This window comes from Aeromicrobium sp. HA, assembly GCF_027171405.1.
In the GTDB taxonomy this organism is placed as follows: Bacteria; Actinomycetota; Actinomycetes; order Propionibacteriales; family Nocardioidaceae; genus Aeromicrobium; species Aeromicrobium tamlense.
This window is the reverse complement of the sequence record NZ_CP114372.1, coordinates 3,176,550-3,194,363: the sequence shown is the minus strand read 5'-3', so window position 1 is coordinate 3,194,363 and position 17,814 is coordinate 3,176,550. Positions and strand designations below refer to the sequence as shown.

Annotated in this window: 16 protein-coding genes and 1 tRNA gene; 12 read left to right on the top strand and 5 right to left on the bottom strand. The window is 71.3% G+C overall.

Annotated features, from left to right (window positions below; all coding sequences use genetic code 11):
• Position 1 precedes the first annotated feature (1 nt).
• A complete protein-coding gene (locus O3S82_RS15830; protein ID WP_269304104.1) occupies positions 2 to 1,453 on the top strand; it encodes a DUF7059 domain-containing protein in 1,452 nt (483 codons plus the stop codon).
• On the opposite strand, the gene O3S82_RS15825 is transcribed toward O3S82_RS15830, so the two are convergent.
• Positions 1,454 to 2,623: an MFS transporter gene (locus tag O3S82_RS15825; RefSeq protein WP_179427704.1), complete on the bottom strand. Its 1,170-nt coding sequence runs from the start codon at positions 2,621 to 2,623 to the stop codon at positions 1,454 to 1,456.
• Between the two features lie 111 nt (positions 2,624 to 2,734).
• On the opposite strand from O3S82_RS15825, the gene topA reads away from it, so the two are divergent.
• The 6 genes from topA to O3S82_RS15795 all read left to right on the top strand — a co-directional run bounded on the left by topA (position 2,735) and on the right by O3S82_RS15795 (position 9,864).
• On the top strand, positions 2,735 to 5,419 hold the full coding sequence (gene topA, locus O3S82_RS15820; RefSeq protein WP_179427706.1) for a type I DNA topoisomerase: 2,685 nt from the start codon (positions 2,735 to 2,737) through the stop codon (positions 5,417 to 5,419).
• Positions 5,420 to 5,500: 81 nt separating this feature from the next.
• A complete protein-coding gene (gene aqpZ / locus O3S82_RS15815; protein WP_269304100.1) occupies positions 5,501 to 6,253 on the top strand; it encodes an aquaporin Z in 753 nt (250 codons plus the stop codon).
• A 4-nt stretch (positions 6,254 to 6,257) separates the two neighbouring features.
• The gene (locus O3S82_RS15810; RefSeq protein WP_269304098.1) at positions 6,258 to 6,497 is read left to right on the top strand and encodes a hypothetical protein; all 240 of its coding nucleotides are present in this window, start codon (positions 6,258 to 6,260) and stop codon (positions 6,495 to 6,497) included.
• A gap of 60 nt (positions 6,498 to 6,557) precedes the next feature.
• Positions 6,558 to 7,220, top strand: a complete 663-nt coding sequence (gene tmk / locus O3S82_RS15805; protein ID WP_269304097.1) for a dTMP kinase — start codon at positions 6,558 to 6,560, stop codon at positions 7,218 to 7,220.
• Positions 7,217 to 8,347, top strand: coding sequence for a DNA polymerase III subunit delta' (locus tag O3S82_RS15800; protein WP_269304095.1), 1,131 nt, complete (start codon positions 7,217 to 7,219; stop codon positions 8,345 to 8,347). Before tmk ends, O3S82_RS15800 begins: the two co-directional genes overlap by 4 nt.
• Positions 8,344 to 9,864, top strand: a complete 1,521-nt coding sequence (locus O3S82_RS15795) for an alpha/beta hydrolase (RefSeq protein WP_269304093.1) — start codon at positions 8,344 to 8,346, stop codon at positions 9,862 to 9,864. Before O3S82_RS15800 ends, O3S82_RS15795 begins: the two co-directional genes overlap by 4 nt.
• Before the next feature lie 75 nt (positions 9,865 to 9,939).
• Here the strand turns inward: O3S82_RS15795 and O3S82_RS15790 are convergent, their stop codons facing one another.
• On the bottom strand, positions 9,940 to 10,239 hold the full coding sequence (locus tag O3S82_RS15790) for a chorismate mutase (RefSeq protein WP_179427714.1): 300 nt from the start codon (positions 10,237 to 10,239) through the stop codon (positions 9,940 to 9,942).
• An 84-nt stretch (positions 10,240 to 10,323) separates the two neighbouring features.
• Between O3S82_RS15790 and O3S82_RS15785 the strand changes: the two genes are divergently transcribed.
• Positions 10,324 to 10,399: transfer RNA gene (locus O3S82_RS15785), tRNA-Thr, on the top strand.
• 69 nt (positions 10,400 to 10,468) lie between these two features.
• Here O3S82_RS15785 and O3S82_RS15780 read toward each other — a convergent pair.
• The 3 genes from O3S82_RS15780 to O3S82_RS15770 form a co-directional block, all read right to left on the bottom strand.
• Entirely contained in the window at positions 10,469 to 10,990 is a 522-nt protein-coding gene (locus tag O3S82_RS15780; RefSeq protein ID WP_269304090.1) for a DUF1990 family protein, read from the bottom strand.
• Between the two features lie 239 nt (positions 10,991 to 11,229).
• Positions 11,230 to 13,281, bottom strand: coding sequence for a discoidin domain-containing protein (locus tag O3S82_RS15775; protein ID WP_218845980.1), 2,052 nt, complete (start codon positions 13,279 to 13,281; stop codon positions 11,230 to 11,232).
• 81 nt (positions 13,282 to 13,362) lie between these two features.
• Positions 13,363 to 14,532 carry a pyridoxal phosphate-dependent aminotransferase gene (locus O3S82_RS15770; protein WP_269304087.1) on the bottom strand — a complete coding sequence of 390 codons (1,170 nt, stop codon included), beginning with the start codon at positions 14,530 to 14,532 and terminating at the stop codon, positions 13,363 to 13,365.
• 231 nt (positions 14,533 to 14,763) lie between these two features.
• Between O3S82_RS15770 and O3S82_RS15765 the strand changes: the two genes are divergently transcribed.
• Genes O3S82_RS15765 through fbaA form a run of 4 tightly spaced genes read left to right on the top strand, consistent with a single transcriptional unit; the run spans position 14,764 to position 17,756 of the window.
• A complete protein-coding gene (locus O3S82_RS15765; protein ID WP_269304086.1) occupies positions 14,764 to 15,411 on the top strand; it encodes a sortase in 648 nt (215 codons plus the stop codon).
• 49 nt (positions 15,412 to 15,460) lie between these two features.
• Positions 15,461 to 16,105, top strand: a complete 645-nt coding sequence (pyrE, locus tag O3S82_RS15760; protein ID WP_269304084.1) for an orotate phosphoribosyltransferase — start codon at positions 15,461 to 15,463, stop codon at positions 16,103 to 16,105.
• Positions 16,102 to 16,710 carry a TrmH family RNA methyltransferase gene (locus O3S82_RS15755; protein WP_269304082.1) on the top strand — a complete coding sequence of 203 codons (609 nt, stop codon included), beginning with the start codon at positions 16,102 to 16,104 and terminating at the stop codon, positions 16,708 to 16,710. The genes pyrE and O3S82_RS15755 overlap by 4 nt, the downstream gene beginning before the upstream one ends.
• 29 nt (positions 16,711 to 16,739) lie before the next feature.
• Positions 16,740 to 17,756 carry a class II fructose-bisphosphate aldolase gene (gene fbaA, locus O3S82_RS15750; RefSeq protein ID WP_179427727.1) on the top strand — a complete coding sequence of 339 codons (1,017 nt, stop codon included), beginning with the start codon at positions 16,740 to 16,742 and terminating at the stop codon, positions 17,754 to 17,756.
• Positions 17,757 to 17,814: the final 58 nt, after the last annotated feature.

Sequence of the window (17,814 nt, the reverse complement as noted above, 5' to 3'; positions counted from 1 at the left end):
CGTGGCGACCCCCGACGTCGGCAGGCTCCGGGCGGCGATCGACGGCTTCACCGTCGACGCGGTGCACGGGGTTCTCGGCGACGCGGCGTGGCGCGCGCTGGCCCGCAACGAGACCGTGCCCGGGCTGCGCGCCACCGCCGATGGCTCGACCCTCTCGACGCTCATCCGGCTCTTCCAGCTGCAGGCCGCGGTGCCCCGTGCGAGCGCCGAGGCGGCCTTCGGCGACGCGTGGGAGACCGCGCTCGCGCTGGGCCTGGTCGAGGTCGACGGCGACGAGGCGCGGGCGCTGCTCGACCTGCGTCCCTACGGCGACGAGACGCACGACTGGTGGGTCGTGTGCGACCTGACCCCGGGCCTGGACGGCCGTGAGAACCCGCGCGACCCCTCGTACGTGCTGGGCATCAGCGAGGCCTCCTCGTCGCTCGCCCAGCTCACGGTGCGGCCGCAGGTGGATCGCGCGCTCGACCTCGGCACGGGCTGCGGCGTGCAGGTCCTGCACCTCGCCACCCACTCGCGTGACGTGGTCGCCACCGACGTCAACCGGCGCGCCACCGACCTCACCCGGCTCACCGCGGCGATCAACGGCGTCGACCTCGACGTCCGCGAGGGCAGCCTCTTCGAGCCCGTCGCGGGGGAGCGGTTCGACCTCATCTCCACCAACCCGCCATTCGTCGTCTCGCCGCCCGAGGGCGACCGCCTCGTCTACCGCGAGACGGGCTTCCCCGGCGACGACGTCGTGCGCCGCATCGTCACGCAGGCGCCCGACCACCTGAACGACGGCGGCTGGTGCCAGGTGCTCGCCGCGTGGATCCACGAGGACGGCGTCCCGTGGCAGGAGCGGCTCGCGTCGTGGATCGAGCCCACGGGGATGGACGCGTGGGTCGTGCAGCGCGAGCGGGTCGACCTGCCCGAGTACGCCGAGATGTGGCTCGCCGACGCCGGACTGCGGCACGCGCCCGGTCACCTCGAGCGCTACGACCGGTGGCTCTCGTGGTTCGCCGAGCAGCGCATCGAGGCCATGGGCTTCGGCTGGATCACCCTGCGAAAGGCCGGCCGCGCGACGCCTCAGGTGAGGATCGAGGAGTGGACCGGTCCCGTGGCACAGCCGGTGAGCTCCGAGTTCGCCGCCTGGGCCGGCCGCACGGACGCGCTCGACACGGGTGACCTGCTCGACCGCGCGTGGCGGGTGGGCGACGACGTCGTCCAGGAGACGGCGGGCCCCGTGGGCGCGCCCGACCCGGCCATCATCCGCGCCGTGCGGATGGGTGGCCTGCGCCCCACGCGCCAGCTCGACACGATCGAGGCGGGACTCGTCTCGGCCAGCGACGGCGACCTCACGGCGGGCCAGCTGCTCGACGCGATCGCCCAGCTGCTCGAGCAGGACGCCGCCGAGGTGCGCCGGACCTACGAGCCCGCGGTGCGCGAGCTCGTGGCCGACGGCTTCCTCGTCTAGCTACTCGGCCCGCACGGGCACGGGCCGGCGCTGACCGCCCAGCGACACGAGCGCGATGGCGACTGCGATCCCGCCTCCGGCCGCGAAGCCCGCCGCCGCGCCCCACTGGTCGATCGCGGCGCCGATGACCGGCGCGCCGGCGGCACCGCCGACCGTGAAGGCCGTGGCCTGCCAGCCCATCGCCTCGCCGCGACGGGACTCGTCGGTGAGCTTGGCGATGTACTCGCTGCACGCGGTCATGATCGGCGCGCACAGCAGCCCGGCGGGGATCGACGCGAGCGCCAGCGTCCACGGCGCGTGCGCGATGCCGACCGGCATCGTCAGCAGGCCCATCGCCAGCAGCAGGTAGGTGGGCCGGATCGACGCCGGGCGCGCTCCGTAGATGAGACCGCCGACCAGCGACGACAGGCCCCAGCCGAGGTACACGACGCCGACGAGCCCGACCGCGTCGAGCTCGCGCAGCACGGCGATGATCCCGAGGTCGGTCGACATCAGGGCCACCATCGCGCCGCCCGACACGAGGAAGAGGAACATCAGGTCGCGCGTGACCCAGTCGAAGCCGCGGGTCCGCTCGGCCGGGGCCTGGCCCTCGCTGCGGGTGGGCGGGTCGAGCCACCACAGGATGAGCAGCCCGAGCGCGACGGTGAAGCCCACCGCGAGCAGCGCGATCTCCGGCGAGGCGGCCACCACCAGCACGCCCGCGGCCGCGGGGCCGATGATGAACGAGGCCTCCGCGATGACCGAGTCCAGCGCGAAGGCGCTGCGGTGGTGGCTCGACGGCAGGTTCGCCGCCAGCGACACCCGCACGATGGAGTGCACGGGCGCGATGAACAGGCCCATGACGAACGCCAGCGGGAGCAGCCACAGGTAGGTCGCGGTGGCGGCGAGCGGGTAGACGACGAAGAGGACCGCGATCGAGGGGATCAGCGCGCGCCGCACGCCGAGTCCGTCGATCATCCGGCCGCGCCAGGGTGCACCGAGACCCGCGCCGATGGTCTCCACGGCGGCGATGATCCCGGCCTCGCCGTAGGAGGCGTCGAGCCCCTCGACGACCAGCAGGGTCAGCACGAGCGGGACCGCCATCATGGGGATTCGGGCGAGGAACGCCGCGATGTACAGCGGCACGGTTCCGGGTGACCGGAGCACCTGTCCGTAGGTCACCTTCTCCACTCGCCGGATTCTTCCACGGCTGACACCTGTGAGAAAAATGGTTGACAGGAGGCGCTACGGTGGGCCTCCATCGGCCTCTCTCCCCAACAGGCCCCCTCGGAGGAACCCAACGTGACATCACTGGTGATCGTCGAGTCGCCCAACAAGGTGCGCAGCATCGCGGCGTACCTCGGCGACGGCTACGTCGTGTCCTCCTCGGTGGGCCACATCCGCGACCTGCCGCAGGGCGCCGACCAGATCCCCGCGAAGTACAAGGGGGAGTCGTGGGCGCGTCTCGGCGTCGACATCGACAACCGGTTCGAGCCGGTCTACGTCGTCCCGGCCGAGAAGAAGAAGCAGATCGCCGAGCTGAAGAAGCTGCTCAAGGAGGCCGACGAGCTCGTGCTCGCGACCGATGAGGACCGCGAGGGCGAGGCCATCGCGTGGCACCTCTTCGACGAGCTGAAGCCGAAGGTCCCGGTCAAGCGCATCGCCTTCAACGAGATCACCAAGGAGGCGATCCAGCGCGCGATCGCCAACCCCCGCGACATCGACCAGGACCTCGTCGACGCGCAGGAGACCCGCCGCATCCTCGACCGCCTCTACGGCTACGAGATCAGCCCGGTCCTGTGGAAGAAGGTCATGAGCGGCCTGTCCGCCGGCCGCGTGCAGTCGGTGGCCACCCGCCTGGTCGTCGAGCGCGAGCGCGAGCGGATGGCCTTCCGCACCGCGTCGTACTGGGATCTCGAGGCCACGTTCGGCTGCGATCTCGAGCCCTCGCGCTTCCCGGCCAAGCTCGCCACGGTCGACGGCAAGCGCGTCGCCTCGGGCTCGAACTTCGACAGCAGCGGCTCCCTCAAGGGCAACGTCGTCCACCTCGACGAGCCGGCCGCGCAGGCGCTGTCCACCGCGCTCGAGGGCCGCGAGTTCACCGTGCGCTCGGTCGAGTCCAAGCCGTACACGCGTCGCCCCTACGCGCCGTTCCGCACCACCACGCTGCAGCAGGAGGGCTCGCGCAAGCACGGCTTCGGCGCCCAGCGCACGATGTCGATCGCCCAGAAGCTGTACGAGGGCGGCTACATCACCTACATGCGCACCGACTCGGTCACGCTGTCGCAGACCGCGCTGACCGCCGCGCGCTCGCAGGTCAAGGAGCTCTACGGCGCCGACTACCTGCCCGACAAGCCGCGGGTCTACAGCTCCAAGGTGAAGAACGCCCAGGAGGCGCACGAGGCGATCCGCCCCGCCGGCGAGACGTTCCGCACCCCCCAGCAGACCGGCCTGTCCGGCGACGAGCTCAAGCTCTACGAGCTGATCTGGAAGCGCACGATCGCCTCGCAGATGGCCGACGCGAAGGGCAACTCGGTCTCGATCCGCATCGGCGCGGCCACCGAGAACGGCCAGGACGTCGAGTTCGGCGCCTCGGGCCGCACCATCACGTTCCACGGCTTCCTCAAGGCGTACGTCGAGTCCACCGAGGACCCCGACGCCGAGGGCGACGACCAGCAGACCAAGCTCCCGAACCTCTCCGAGGGCGACGTCGTCACCGCGGTCGAGCTGGCCGCCGCCGGCCACCAGACCAAGCCGCCGGCGCGCTACACCGAGGCCTCGCTCATCAAGGAGCTGGAGGACCGCGAGATCGGTCGTCCCTCCACCTACGCCTCGATCGTCAACACGATCCAGAACCGCGGCTACGTCTACAAGAAGGGCACGGCGCTCGTGCCGGCCTGGGTCGCGTTCAGCGTGATCCGCCTCATGGAGCAGCACTTCCCGCGGCTCGTGCAGTACGAGTTCACCGCCGAGCTCGAGGGCGTCCTCGACGAGATCTCCCACGGTCGCGAGAACCGCGTCGCCGTCCTCGAGGGCTTCTGGTCCGGTGAGGGCGAGACCGACACCGGCCTCAAGCGCCTCGTCGACAACCTGCCCGAGATCGACGCCCGCGGCCTGGCCACGTTCGAGCTCGGCGAGGGCATCGCCGTGCGCGTCGGCCGCTACGGCCCTTACGTCGAGGGCCCGCCCATGGTCCCGGCCAAGGACGGCGGCGAGCAGCCCACCCGCGCCAACGTGCCCGAGGACCTGCCGCCGGACGAGCTCACGCTCGAGAAGGCCAAGGAGCTCCTCGCCACGCCCGCCGGCATGGAGAAGGTGCTCGGCACCCACCCCGAGACCGGCCTCGAGATCGTCGCGAAGAACGGCCGCTACGGCCCCTACGTCACCGAGTCCCTGCCCGAGGACGCCAAGAAGGGCGCCAAGCCCCGCACGGCGAGCCTGTTCAAGTCGATGGACCTCGACTCGATCGGCCTCGACGACGCGGTCCGCCTGCTGACGCTCCCGCGCGTCGTCGGCACCGACGTCGACGGCACCGAGATCACGGCGCAGAACGGCCGCTACGGGCCGTACCTCAAGAAGGGCACCGACTCGCGCTCGTTGGAGTCCGAGGAGCAGCTGCTCACGATCACCGAGGAGCAGGCGCGGGCGATCTACTCCCAGCCCAAGACCTACGGTCGTCGCGCTGCCGCCGCCCCGCTGAAGGAGCTCGGCGAGGACCCCACCAGCGGCAAGCCGATCGTCGCGAAGGACGGCCGCTTCGGCGCCTACGTCACCGATGGCGAGTACAACGCCACGCTGCGCAAGGACGACGACATCGAGACGCTGACGCACGAGCGCGCCGTCGAGCTGCTCGCCGAGCGCCGCGCGAAGGGACCCGCGAAGAAGGGCGCCAAGAAGACAGCGAAGAAGGCCACCAAGAAGACGGCGGCCAAGAAGACCACCGCGAAGAAGGCCACAACCAAGAAGTCGGCCGCCAAGAAGTCCTGAGCCCGCCCCTGCGGAGGTCTCGCCCACGACCGCGTTCGTGCCCTACGGTGTAGGAACCCTTCGCAGTGGGACGGAGCACTCATGACCGAGGCACCCGAGTACACGATGGCCCAGCGGCTGGGCGCCGAGGCGCTCGGCACGTTCTGGCTGGTCTTCGGCGGCTGCGGCACGGCGATCTTCGCCGCCACCGCGATCCCCGTCGACGCGCAGATGGCGGTCGGGGTGGGCTGGCTGGGCGTCGCCCTCGCCTTCGGCCTCACCGTGCTGACCGGCGCGTACGCGTTCGGTCCGGTGTCGGGCGGGCACTTCAACCCGGCGGTCTCGGTGGGCCTCGCGGTCGCGAAGCGGTTCGCGTGGCGCGACCTGCCCGGCTACGTCGCGGCGCAGGTCGTCGGCGCCACGCTGGCCGGTGCGGTGCTGCTGATCATCGCGCGCGGGATCGAGGGCGGCTTCGACCCGGTCGAGACCGGCTTCGCCACCAACGGCTACGGCGACCGCTCGCCGATGGGCTACAGCCTCGCGTCGGTGGCGCTCATCGAGGTCGTGCTGACGGCGGTGTTCCTCTTCGTCATCCTCGGCACCACCGCGAAGCGCGCCGCGGTGGGCTTCGCGGGCCTGTCGATCGGTCTCGCGCTGACCCTGATCCACCTCATCAGCATCCCGGTGTCGAACACCTCGGTGAACCCGGCGCGCTCGCTGGGCGTCGCCTGGTTCGCCGGCGGCGACGCGATGATGCAGGTCTGGGTGTTCATCCTCGCGCCGGTGGTCGGCGCCGCGATCGCCGGCTTCTCGCACGACTTCCTGCTCGGCCACGACCGCGATCCCGTCGCGTAGATCGATGTGGGCGTGGGTGGGCCGCGCCTCGGAGCGCCTCTTCGGCCCGGGCCCGTCGGCAGGCCGGTACTTCTGCGTCACGGGTGTCTGGCTGGCGATCCTGCTCGCAGGGGTCGTCGTGGCACCGGCGTTGCCGTCGCCGGTACGGGAGACACTTGTCGCCGTGCTCATGTGCCTCGGGATCGCCTTCGTGCCGGTGCAGTTCCACGCACTCCGGAGCTTGGACTCCACTCGTCGACGCTGATGTCCACAGGCGTGCTCGGCCGTGCGGCACGGTGTCGGGCGCGCCGACTAGGCTCGCCCCATGCAGCCATCGGACGACCCCCTCGTCACCGAGGTCGGCGTCTTCGTCGCGTTCGAGGGCGGCGAGGGCTCGGGCAAGTCCACCCAGTCGCGACTGCTCGCGTCCTGGGTCGAGTCGCGCGGGCACACCGCGCTGCTCACGCGTGAGCCCGGCGGCACCGAGGTCGGCGCGCGGCTGCGCTCGATCCTCCTCGACCCGGCCACCGGCGACCTGTCACCGCGCACCGAGGCGCTCATCTACGCCGCCGACAAGGCCGAGCACGTCGACACGATGATCCTGCCGGCGCTCGCCGACGGTTCGGTCGTCATCACCGACCGCTACGTCGACTCCACGCTGGCCTACCAAGGCGCCGGGCGGGCCCTGCACGTCGGCGAGCTCGAACCGCTCGCCCGCTGGGCCACCGCCGACCTGCGCCCGCACCTCACCGTGGTCCTCGACGTCGACCCGCGCGTGGGCCTGGCCCGCGCGGGCGAGCCCGACCGCATCGAGGGCGAGCCGATCGAGTTCCACGACCGCGTCCGCCGGCACTTCCTCGACCTCGCCGACGCCGACCCCGAGCACTACGTCGTCCTCGACGCCGACGAGGCGCCCGAGGCGATTCACGAGCGCGTCCGTGCCGCGGTCCTGCCGTGGCTCCCGCAGGCGCGAGGGGCGCAGGCATGACCGCTCCCGTCTGGGACGAGCTCGTCGGCCAGGACGACGTCGTCGCCACGCTCGGGTCGGCCGTCGCCGGGCAGATGACCCACGCATGGCTGTTCACCGGTCCGCCCGGCTCAGGTCGCTCCAACGCCGCCGTCGCGTTCGCCACCGCCCTGCAGTGCGAGCAGGGCGGCTGCACGACGTGCCACTCGTGCGTCACCGCCGCCGCGGGCAGCCACCCCGACATCGCCGTCATCAACACCGACGGCCTCAGCATCGGCGTCGACGCCGCACGCGACGCCGTCCGTCGCTCGGCCCTGCACCCGTCGATGGGGCGCTACCAGATCCTCGTGGTCGAGGACGCCGACCGCCTCACCGACCAGGCCGCCAACGCGCTGCTCAAGTCGATCGAGGAGCCCGCGCCCGGCACGGTCTGGCTGCTGTGCGCGCCAGCCGTCGAGGACGTCATCATGACGATCCGCTCGCGGTGTCGACCCGTTTTGCTGCGCACGCCGCCCGCCGCGGCCATCGCGCGGCTGCTGCACGAGCGCGACGGGATCGAGCTCGACGTCGCGCAGCGCGCCGCGGCCGCGGCCCAAGGGCACATCGGCCGCGCCCGCGGGCTGGCCCGCGACCCCGAGGCCCGTCGTCGTCGCGCCGAGATCCTCGCGCTGCCGGTCGGCCTGCGCGGACTCGGCGACTGCCTGCGCGCCGCGCAGCGGATCGACCAGGAGGCCACCGCCCGCGCCAAGGAGCGCTGCGACGTGCTCGACGCGCGCGAGCTGGGCAACCTGCAGGAGTCGTGGGGCGTCGAGGAACGGGGCCGCCGTCCGGCGGGCTACGCCGGCGCTCTCTCGTCGCTCACCAAGGAGCAGGAGCGCCGTCGCAAGCGCATGGCGCGCGACGCGATCGACGGCGTGCTGCTCGACCTCCTGTCGTTCCAGCGCGACGTGCTGGCGCAGCAGCTGGGCACCGGGGCGGCCGCCATCAATGCCGACGTCGCCGCCGACATCGCCACGATGGCCGCCCGCTCCACGCCCGAGGGCACGCTCGCCTCGATCGACGCGATCGTCGGCTGCCGCGAGGCGCTCCAGGCCAACGCCGCGCCCCAGCTGGCGCTCGAGCACATGATGTCGAGGTTCCTCGGATGAAGCGCGTCACCGTCATCGCCCTGGTCTCGCTGCTGGTGGTCGCGCTGGTCGCCGGCGCCGTCAGCGCGCTCTTCCTCGTCGACCGGCCCGCGCCCGACCCCGAGCCCACCGGCGAGACGGCTCCGGCCGGCCTCGAGCGCTTCTACGACCAGGACGTCACGTGGCGCGACTGCCGTGACGACCGCTGCACCACGATCGAGGTGCCGGTCGACTACGAGGATCCCGACGGTGAGACCCTCCAGCTGGCCGTCCGCCGCGTCCCCGCCACCGGCAAGGGCGGGAAGGCGATCTTCGTCAACCCGGGAGGGCCGGGTGGATCCGCGGTCGGCTTCGTCGGCTACCTCGCCAGCGAGCTGCCCGACGACCTGCGCCGCACGCACGACGTGATCGGCATCGACCCGCGCGGCGTCGGCGAGAGCACCCCGCTGGAGTGCCTGTCCGACGAGCGGTTCGACGCGTTCATCGACACCGACCCCGATCCCGACGATGCCGACGGCGTCGCCGCGCTGACCCGGTCGGTGAAGGAGATGGGCACGGCCTGCCGCGAGAACTCCGGCGCCCTCGCCGAGCACGTCTCCACCGAGGAGGCCGCGCGCGACCACGACATCGCCCGCGCCGTGCTGGGCCAGGACGAGATGCGCTGGTTCGGCTTCTCCTACGGCACCCAGCTGGGCGCCACGTACGCCGACCTCTTCCCCGAGAAGGTCGACAAGATGGTGCTCGACGGCGCCGTCGACGTCACCCTCGACGCCGAGGGCCAGGGCCTGGGCCAGGCCACCGGCTTCCAGCAGGCGCTCGAGGCCTACCTCGCGTCCTGCATCGAGGGCGAGGCCTGCCCCGTGGGCGACTCGGTCCAGGAGGGCATGGACACGATCACCGCGCTCATGGCCAAGCTCAGCGACACCCCGCTGAAGGCGCCGGGCGGTCGTGAGCTCACCGAGGGCCGCGCCTTCTACGGCATCGCCGTGGCGCTGTACTCGGAGGAGTCCTGGCCGTACCTGACCACCGCGCTGCGCGGCCTCGTCAAGGGCGACCCGTCGGTCATGCTCGTCCTGAGCGACACGTACTTCGAGCGCGACCAGGACGGCTCCTTCGACAACAACTCCGGACAGGTCATCTACGCGGTCAACTGCCTCGACTCCGACGGCGCGCCCGACGCCGCGCAGACGCAGGACCTCATCCCGAAGTTCCGCGCGGTCTCGCCCGTGTTCGGCGCCGCGCTGGGCTGGGGCGTCATGGCCTGCCACGACTGGCCGATCAAGGGCGAGCACCCGCAGGAGGACGTCACCGCCGAGGGTGCGCCGCCGATCCTCGTCGTCGGCACCACGCGCGATCCCGCCACGCCGTACGAGTGGTCCGAGGCGATGGCCGAGCAGCTGGAATCCGGCGTCCTGCTCACCCGCGAGGGCGACGGCCACACGGCCTACACCTCGGGCAACGAGTGCATCCGCGACGCCGTCGACGCCTACTTCGGCGACGGCACGGTGCCGAAGGACGGCACCGTCTGCGAGGAGTGACCTGCCAGAAGCGCTGGGCGTGACGTTCGCGGGGAGAAAGGCGGTGATCAAGCCCGCAAACGTCACTGCCAGGGCTCAGTCGCGGATGGCCTCGTGGTGCCGGATGACCTCGCTGATGATGAAGTTCAGGAACTTCTCCGCGAACGCGGGGTCGAGGTCGGCCTCGAGCGCCTTCTCGCGCAGCCGCTCGATCTGCCTGGCCTCGCGGGCGGGATCGGCGGGCGGCAGGTCGTGCTCGGCCTTCAGCCGGCCGACCCGCTTGGTGCACTTGAAGCGCTCCGCCAGGAGGTGAACGAGCGCCGCGTCGATGTTGTCGATGCTGGCGCGGATGTCGTCGAGCTCTGCCTGGGTCGGTGCGTCCACGCGGCCGATCATACGGACCGCCCCCGGGTTTTCCGCGTGCTGGCTCGACCCGGTATAGTTCACACTTGGTTCGGCGGGCGATCCTCGCCGAATCGCGCCGCCTTAGCTCAGTCGGTAGAGCATCTCACTCGTAATGAGAAGGTCGTCGGTTCGATTCCGACAGGCGGCTCCACCAGAAGTCCCCCTCGGAGCGCGGAATCCTGCAGTCGCAGGAGCCGCGCTCTCGTCGTCTCCGGGCCGCTCAGGCCGCGCGGAGGTAGCGCTCGGTGATGCGGGACTGGACGAAGGTGGTCACCGGTCCGCCGAGTCTGGCCGGCAGTGTCGCGTGGCGGGAGAACGCCGTGATCGCCACCACCACGTCGCCGGACTCGTCCATCTCGACGACGAACGACTCCTCGCCGGACTCCGGGTGTCCCGGCAGGGTGCCGTAGGCGAAGCCCTGCCGACTCGGCTCGTCGATCACGTGGACCACGCGCACCGGCGCGTCCATCCCGAGCGGTCCCCATCCGACGCGCAGCACCGCGACCGCTCCCTCGACGACGCTCGGGCTGGACGCACGGACGCCGAGCCCCGCCCGGCGGTGCAGGTCCCAGCCGAGGACCGCGCGCGCGGCCTCCTCGAAGCGCTCCCGGCCGCGGCCGATGACGCGCCGCCGGGTCAGGGTCCGGTAGCCGCGGGGCAGGTCAGCGAGGGTCGCTCCGACGTCCGGGTACGTGAGCGCGGCCGTCGACAGCGTGCTGAGGTCCGACTCGCCACGACGCATGGGGACAGGGTGGCACGGTCGAGCCCCTCGGCGGTCCACCTCGCGTATCGGCCGGGTGTGCCGCTGGTCCTTCCGGAGGGTCTCCGGACCAGAACATGAGACCCTCCTCACGTTCGCTCAGGCAGGCCCTGTAGGTTGGGCACATCGCTTCGTGCGCTTCGGCCGAAGCGGTGGCCGGAGCAGCACCGGCCTCTCGCCGCCCCGGCCCCCATATCGGAGGGTTGGGGCGGTCCTCTGTCTCAGCTGAAGACGCCGAACTCCTTGATCGAGTAGCCGTAGCGGGTGGCGCGCTCCACGCCCTGCATCCGCACGAACCGCGCGGACTGGGGCTGCTGGAACGTCACGGTGTCCAGACCGCCGTTGCCGTTGCCGACGATGGCGACGTCGCGCCAGCGCTGGCCGTCGAGCGAGGTCTGCACGCGGTACTGGCGCGCGTAGGCGCTCTCCCACTCGATCGTCACCTTGCGGACCTGGCGCGGCGCGAGGAGCTCCACCTGGAACCACGCGTCGTCCTGGCCGTACTTGCTGGCCCAGCGCGTGGACAGCTTGCCGTCGACCGCGCGCCCCGGCTTGAGGTCGGTGAGCAGGCTCCACTCGGTGGAGCTCGCCGTGGCGATGGCACCCGTGGCGAGGTTGGCGCCCGGGGCGAAGTCCCTCGTCGCGCCCCACGTGCGCAGGTACGACTCGGAGCCGGCGGCGAGGTCGTCGACGATCTCGGACCCGGCCAGCGTGCGCAGGCTCTCGATCCAGTCCGGGACCAGACCGTAGTGCGGGACGCCCTCGTCGTTGTAGTCCCACGTGCGCTCGCCGGTGACCTGGCGGTCGAGGACCGTGCCGTCGCGCGCCGTGAACGGGTACTGGATCTTGCCGGACTCCTCCGGCGGGGCGGCGGTGCCGCCGAAGCCGTTCATGTCGGTGCCGTAGCCGTAGCCGACTCCGTACTTCTCGCGGACGGGCTTCGTCTCGCGCCACTGGGTGACGAACTCGCTCGCGGCGTGGCCGTACTGCGTGGCGAAGCCGCCCAGGGCGTAGAGGCGGTCCATGTAGTCGTTGGACAGCCAGTCGTGCGTGGACAGCGCGCCCGGGTAGGCCTCGGCCTCGAGGATGTCGAGCGCGCGGCCCGCGGCCTTGGCGCTCATGTGGTCCAGCTCGACCATCATGTTGCGCTTGATGAGGCCGCGCAGGGCGTACTCGCCGAGCTCGGTCAGGCCGCGCGGGTTGCAGTGCGGGCCCTTCGGGTAGATCGGCAGCACGGCGGGCAGGCCCGGGACGCTGGCGATCTCGGGCGGCAGCACGCCGCCGATCACGGTGTTGTCGGCGACCTCGCCCTCCTTGCAGGTCTTGGGGTTCCACCACGTGCCGGTGGTGAGGAACTGGCCGGCGTTCACGAGCAGGCCGGCGGTCTCCTCGTCGTAGCGCACGCCGCACAGGGCGTTGTCGAACTTGTGGCACAGGAACATGCTCGAGACGCCCTTGGCTTTGAGCTCGTCGAGGCCCTTGTCGATGTCGGCCTTGGTGCACTGGGGCGCGCCAAGCACCTGCTTGCAGTTGAACGGCTCGGACACCTCGACGCCCAGGACGACCGCGAGCTTGCCCTGGGCGACGACGTCGCGCGCCTGCTTCGGGCTGGTGACGACGCGGTACCAGCCCTTGCCGGCGCCGCCGTACTGCTTGTCGATGAACGACTGGAGGTCGTAGGTGGCCTGGATCTGGCGTCGGACCGTGTCCATGTCGTTGCAGTTGTACTTGTTCGGCCCGGCGATCACGCCGAGGATCGGGCACAGGCCGGGGTTCGACACCATGTCGTTGACCATGATCCGCTGGCCGCCGCGCCACGCCCGCTCGACCCACTTGTAGTACATCTGCTGGTGCGTGAACGACGAGTAGGTGGGCCAGTCCTTGAACGTGGGCCATCCGACGGTGTCGTGGGGGTCGAGGGGCCCGCGGCCGGCGCCGGAGTTCGTCAGGTTCTCCAGGAGCGAGACGCCGTGACGATCGCAGTCCTTGAGCGCGTCGGCGATGCCCTTCTCGCTGTACGTCGAGCCGCACACCGCGTTCCCGCCCATGCCGAGGTCCATGAACATGTGCGTGTGGGCGTCGATGTAGCCGGTGACCTCGCCGGCGGCGTTCGTGCCGCCCGAGGGCTCGCCGGTGGCGTTGACCTCGGACTCGGGGCTCGGTGTCGAGGTGGCGACCCACCATCCCGACTCGGCCGAGGCGCCGGCTCCCGCGGTGATCACCACCAGGGCGCCGAGCAGAGCCACCAGGATCGCCTTGAGCTGTCGTGACACGAGAGTCCCCCTCCGAGAGTGCCGTTGGCGTGACTCTAGGTGTGATCGGGGACACATGCAAACAGGAGTTGCACCGCGGGATCAGCGGGCTCGCAGGCGTGCGAGCCGCGTGACGGCCTCGTCGAGGACGGTCTCGCGCTTGCAGAACGCCCAGCGCACGAGCGTGCGTCCGGGGTTGGATCCGTCCGGGCGGTCGTCGTGGAACACCTGGTGCGGGATCGCGACGACGCCGGCGCGGCGGGGCAGCTCGCGGCAGAACTCCAGGCCGTCGTCGAAGCCCAGCGGCGCCACGTCGGTGGTGGCGAAGTAGGTGCCCTCGGGGACGAAGACGTCGAGTCCGAGGTCAGCGAGCCCGGCGCACAACAGGTCGCGCTTGTGCCGGAGGTCGTCGCGCAGCGCGGCGTAGAACGCGTCGGGCAGGTCGAGCGCCGCGGCGACGGCGGGCTGGAACGGCGTGCCCGACGTGTAGGTCAGGAACTGCTTGGCGCCCATCAGCGCGTCGACGAGGTCGGCGGGTCCCGTGGCCCAGCCGACCTTCCAGCCCGTGAAGGAGAAGGTCTTGCCCGCGCTGCTGATCGTGAGGGTGCGCTCGGCCATGCCGGGCAGCGTCGCGATCGGCACGTGCGGCGTGGCGAAGCTCAGGTGCTCGTAGACCTCGTCGGAGATGACGACGAGGTCGTGCTCGATCGCGACCTCCGCGACGGCGGTCAGCTCCTCGCGCGTGAGCACCGCCCCGGTCGGGTTGTGCGGCGAGTTCAGCACGATCGCGGTGGTGCGCGGCGTGACGGCGGCGCGCAGCTCGTCGACCGGCAGTCGGAAGTCGGGCGCGCGCAGCGTGACGGCGCGGTGACGGGCGCCGACCATCTGGATCATCGCGCGGTACGAGTCGTAGAAGGGCTCCAGCACGAGGACGTCGTCGCCCGGGTTCACCAGGCCGAGCAGTGCCGCCGCGACGGCCTCGGTCGCGCCGGTCGTCACGACGACCTCGCGCCCGGGGTCGAGCTCGATGCCGTGGAATCGCTGCTGGTGACGCGCGATCGCCTCGCGCAGCGGCGGGATGCCGATGCCGGCGACGTACTGGTTGGGGCCGTCGGTGATCGCGGCGCGCGCGGCCTCCTTGACGACCTCGGGCCCGTCCTGGTCGGGGAAGCCCTGGCCGAGGTTGATCGCTCCGGTCTCGACCGCGAGCGCGCTCATCTCCGCGAAGATCGTGGTGCCGATGCCGTCGAGACGAGCGCTGCGCCTGCTCACGGCTCGACCCTAGCCGGGACGGCGGAGGAGGGAGGGGGAGAAATAGGTCGGCCCGCCGTTCTCGGGGGGTGAAACGGCGGACCGACGGCAGATTCAGCGGCTCAAGAGCTCCCCGAACCTGCAACGCCAGAATACATGCGGGCACCTGACGGCGGTTGAAAATGATCAGATTCCTCATCGAGATCTCAGGCTGCCGCGCGGACGACGTGGTGCGCACCCGACAATGGGGAGGTGTCCGCCACTCCGACCCGCTCGCTCGCCTCGCGCCTCATGCTCGTCGCGGGCGTCGTCCTGCTGCTCGCCGGTGTGGGGATCCTGGGCTGGGTCGGCTGGCAGTACTTCGGCACCAACGTCGTCGCCCAGCGCGAGCACGAGCGCATCCGCGGCGAGATCTCCGAGGCCTGGAAGGCGGAGGAGGACCCGGTCACCGGCGCCGGCCTGCTGCGGGTGCCGCGGTTCGGTGCCGACTTCGAGGTGCCGATCCTCGACGGCGACGACGACGCCACCCTCGCGAAGGGGGTCGGTCGCGACACCGACGGCGCGCTGCCCGGCGAGGTCGGCAACCTCGTGCTCTCGGGCCACCGCGTGACGCACGGCGAGCCCTTCCGCGACTTCCTCAAGCTGCGCGCCGGCGACGAGGTCGTCGTCGAGACCCGCACGCACGTCTTCACCTACGAGCTGCGCCAGGACGGCGACCGGATCCGCGTGCCCTTCACGACCTCGTGGCCGCTGTGGCCCGTGCCCGACCCCGAGGCCGAGGGCGAGGAGGCCACCGAGGCCGTCGTCACCCTCGTGACCTGCTCCGAGCTCTTCCGCACCGACGACCGCAACGTCGTCGTCGGCGACCTCGTCTCCTCCGAGCGCAAGCCCGGCGCGTGACAGTTTCCCCACTTAACCGGGGAAACTGCGGGCGCCCTACGCTGGGCGGGTGCACGACTACCAGCGCCGATTCATCGAGTTCGCCCTCGAGCACGAGGTGCTGCGGTTCGGGGAGTTCACCCTGAAGTCCGGGCGGACCTCGCCGTACTTCTTCAACGCGGGCGCCTTCGACACCGGGGCGCGGCTGGGGGCGCTGGGCGGCTTCTACGCCGACGCGATCGCCGGCGCGGGCCTGGAGTTCGACGTCCTGCTCGGTCCCGCCTACAAGGGCATCCCGCTCGCCGCCGCCACCGCGGTGCAGCTGGCCGACGCGCACGACCGCGACGTGCCGTGGTGCTTCAACCGCAAGGAGGCGAAGGACCACGGCGAGGGCGGCCTGTTCGTCGGCGCCGAGCCGCGCGGTCGCCTGCTGGTCATCGACGACGTCATCACCGCGGGCACCGCGATCCGCGAGGTCATCGCGCTGGTCGACCGCCTCGACGCCGAGGTCGCGGGCGTCATCGTCGCCGTCGACCGCCGCGAGCGCGGCACGGGCGAGCTCTCCGCCATCCAGGAGGTCGAGCGCGACCACGGCATCACCGTGACCTCCATCGTCAGCTTCGACGACATCATCGAGTACCTGGAGGAGACCGGCCGGCACGCCGAGCACCTCCCCGCGGTGCGCGCGTACCGCGAGCAGTACGGGGTGGCGTGACCGTCGGCCCGTGGGTGGGCCCGTGGCCCGACGACCCGCGGCTGGACCCCGACCTGCTGCGCGAGGGCGACACCCGCAACGTCGTCGACCGGTACCGCTACTGGACCGTGGAGGCGATCGTCGCCGACCTCGACCTGCGGCGGCACCGGCTGCACGTGGCCATCGAGAACTGGCAGCACGACTTCAACATCGGCTCGATCGTGCGCACCGCGAACGCGTTCAACGTGGGCGGCGTGCACATCATCGGCAAGCGCCGCTGGAACCGCCGCGGCGCGATGGTCACCGACCGTTACGTGCACGTGTACCACCACGAGGACGTCCCCGCGTTCGTCGCGTGGGCGCAGCAGGCGGGGGTCGCGGTGGTGGGCGTCGACAACCTGCCCGGCGCCGTCCCGCTCGAGACCACGTCGCTGCCGCTGGACGCCGTCCTCGTCTTCGGCCAGGAGGGCCCGGGCCTCACCGACGAGGCCGCGCAGGCGTGTGAGCAGATGGTCGCGATCGCCCAGTTCGGCTCGACGCGATCGATCAACGCGGGGGCCGCGGCGGCGATCACGATGCACGCCTGGATCCGTGAGCATGCCGACCTCGCGTCGGTGGAATACTGACCGCAACACGAGTTCCCACAGGAGGACCCATGCCCGTCGCCACTCCCGAGGTCTACGCCGAGATGCTGGACAAGGCGAAGAACGACTCCTTCGCGTACCCCGCGATCAACGTCTCGTCCTCCCAGACGCTGAACGCCGCCCTGGCCGGCTTCGCCGAGGCCGGCAGCGACGGCATCATCCAGGTCTCCACCGGCGGCGCCGAGTACTTCTCCGGCCCCACCGTCAAGGACATGGTCTCGGGCTCGCTGGCCTTCGCCGCGTTCGCGCAGGAGGTCGCCAAGAAGTACCCGATCAACGTCGCGCTGCACACCGACCACTGCCCCAAGGACAAGCTCGACGGCTTCGTCCGGCCGCTGCTCGACGCCTCCGCCGAGCGCGTGAAGGGCGGCGGCCTGCCGTACTTCCAGTCGCACATGTGGGACGGCTCGGCCGTGCCGCTGGCCGAGAACCTCGAAATCGCGCAGGAGCTGCTCGCCAAGGCGCACGCCGCGCACATCATCCTCGAGGTCGAGATCGGCGTCGTCGGCGGCGAGGAGGACGGCGTCGAGGCCGAGATCAACGACAAGCTCTACACCTCGCCCGAGGACGCGATCGCCACCGTGGAGGCGCTCGGCCTGGGCGAGAACGGCCGTTACCTCACGGCGCTGACCTTCGGCAACGTCCACGGCGTCTACAAGCCGGGCAACGTCAAGCTGCGCCCCGAGGTCCTCAAGGCCGCGCAGGAGGCCGTCGCCGCGAAGTTCGGCAAGGATCGTGCGTTCGACTTCGTGTTCCACGGCGGCTCGGGCTCGCTGCCCGAGGAGATCAGCGCGGCCGTCGACTACGGCGTCGTGAAGATGAACGTCGACACCGACACGCAGTACGCGTTCACCCGCCCGGTCGTGGGCCACATGTTCCAGAACTACGACGGCGTCCTGAAGGTCGATGGCGAGGTCGGCAACAAGAAGGCCTACGACCCGCGCGCCTGGGGCAAGGCCGCCGAGGCCGGCATGGCGGCGCGCGTCGTCGAGGCCTGCCAGAACCTGCGCAGCGCCGGCACGCACTGAGGCACCGAGCACCGACGGCGGGGACGAGGGATCGTCCCCGCCGTCGTCGCGTCCACGG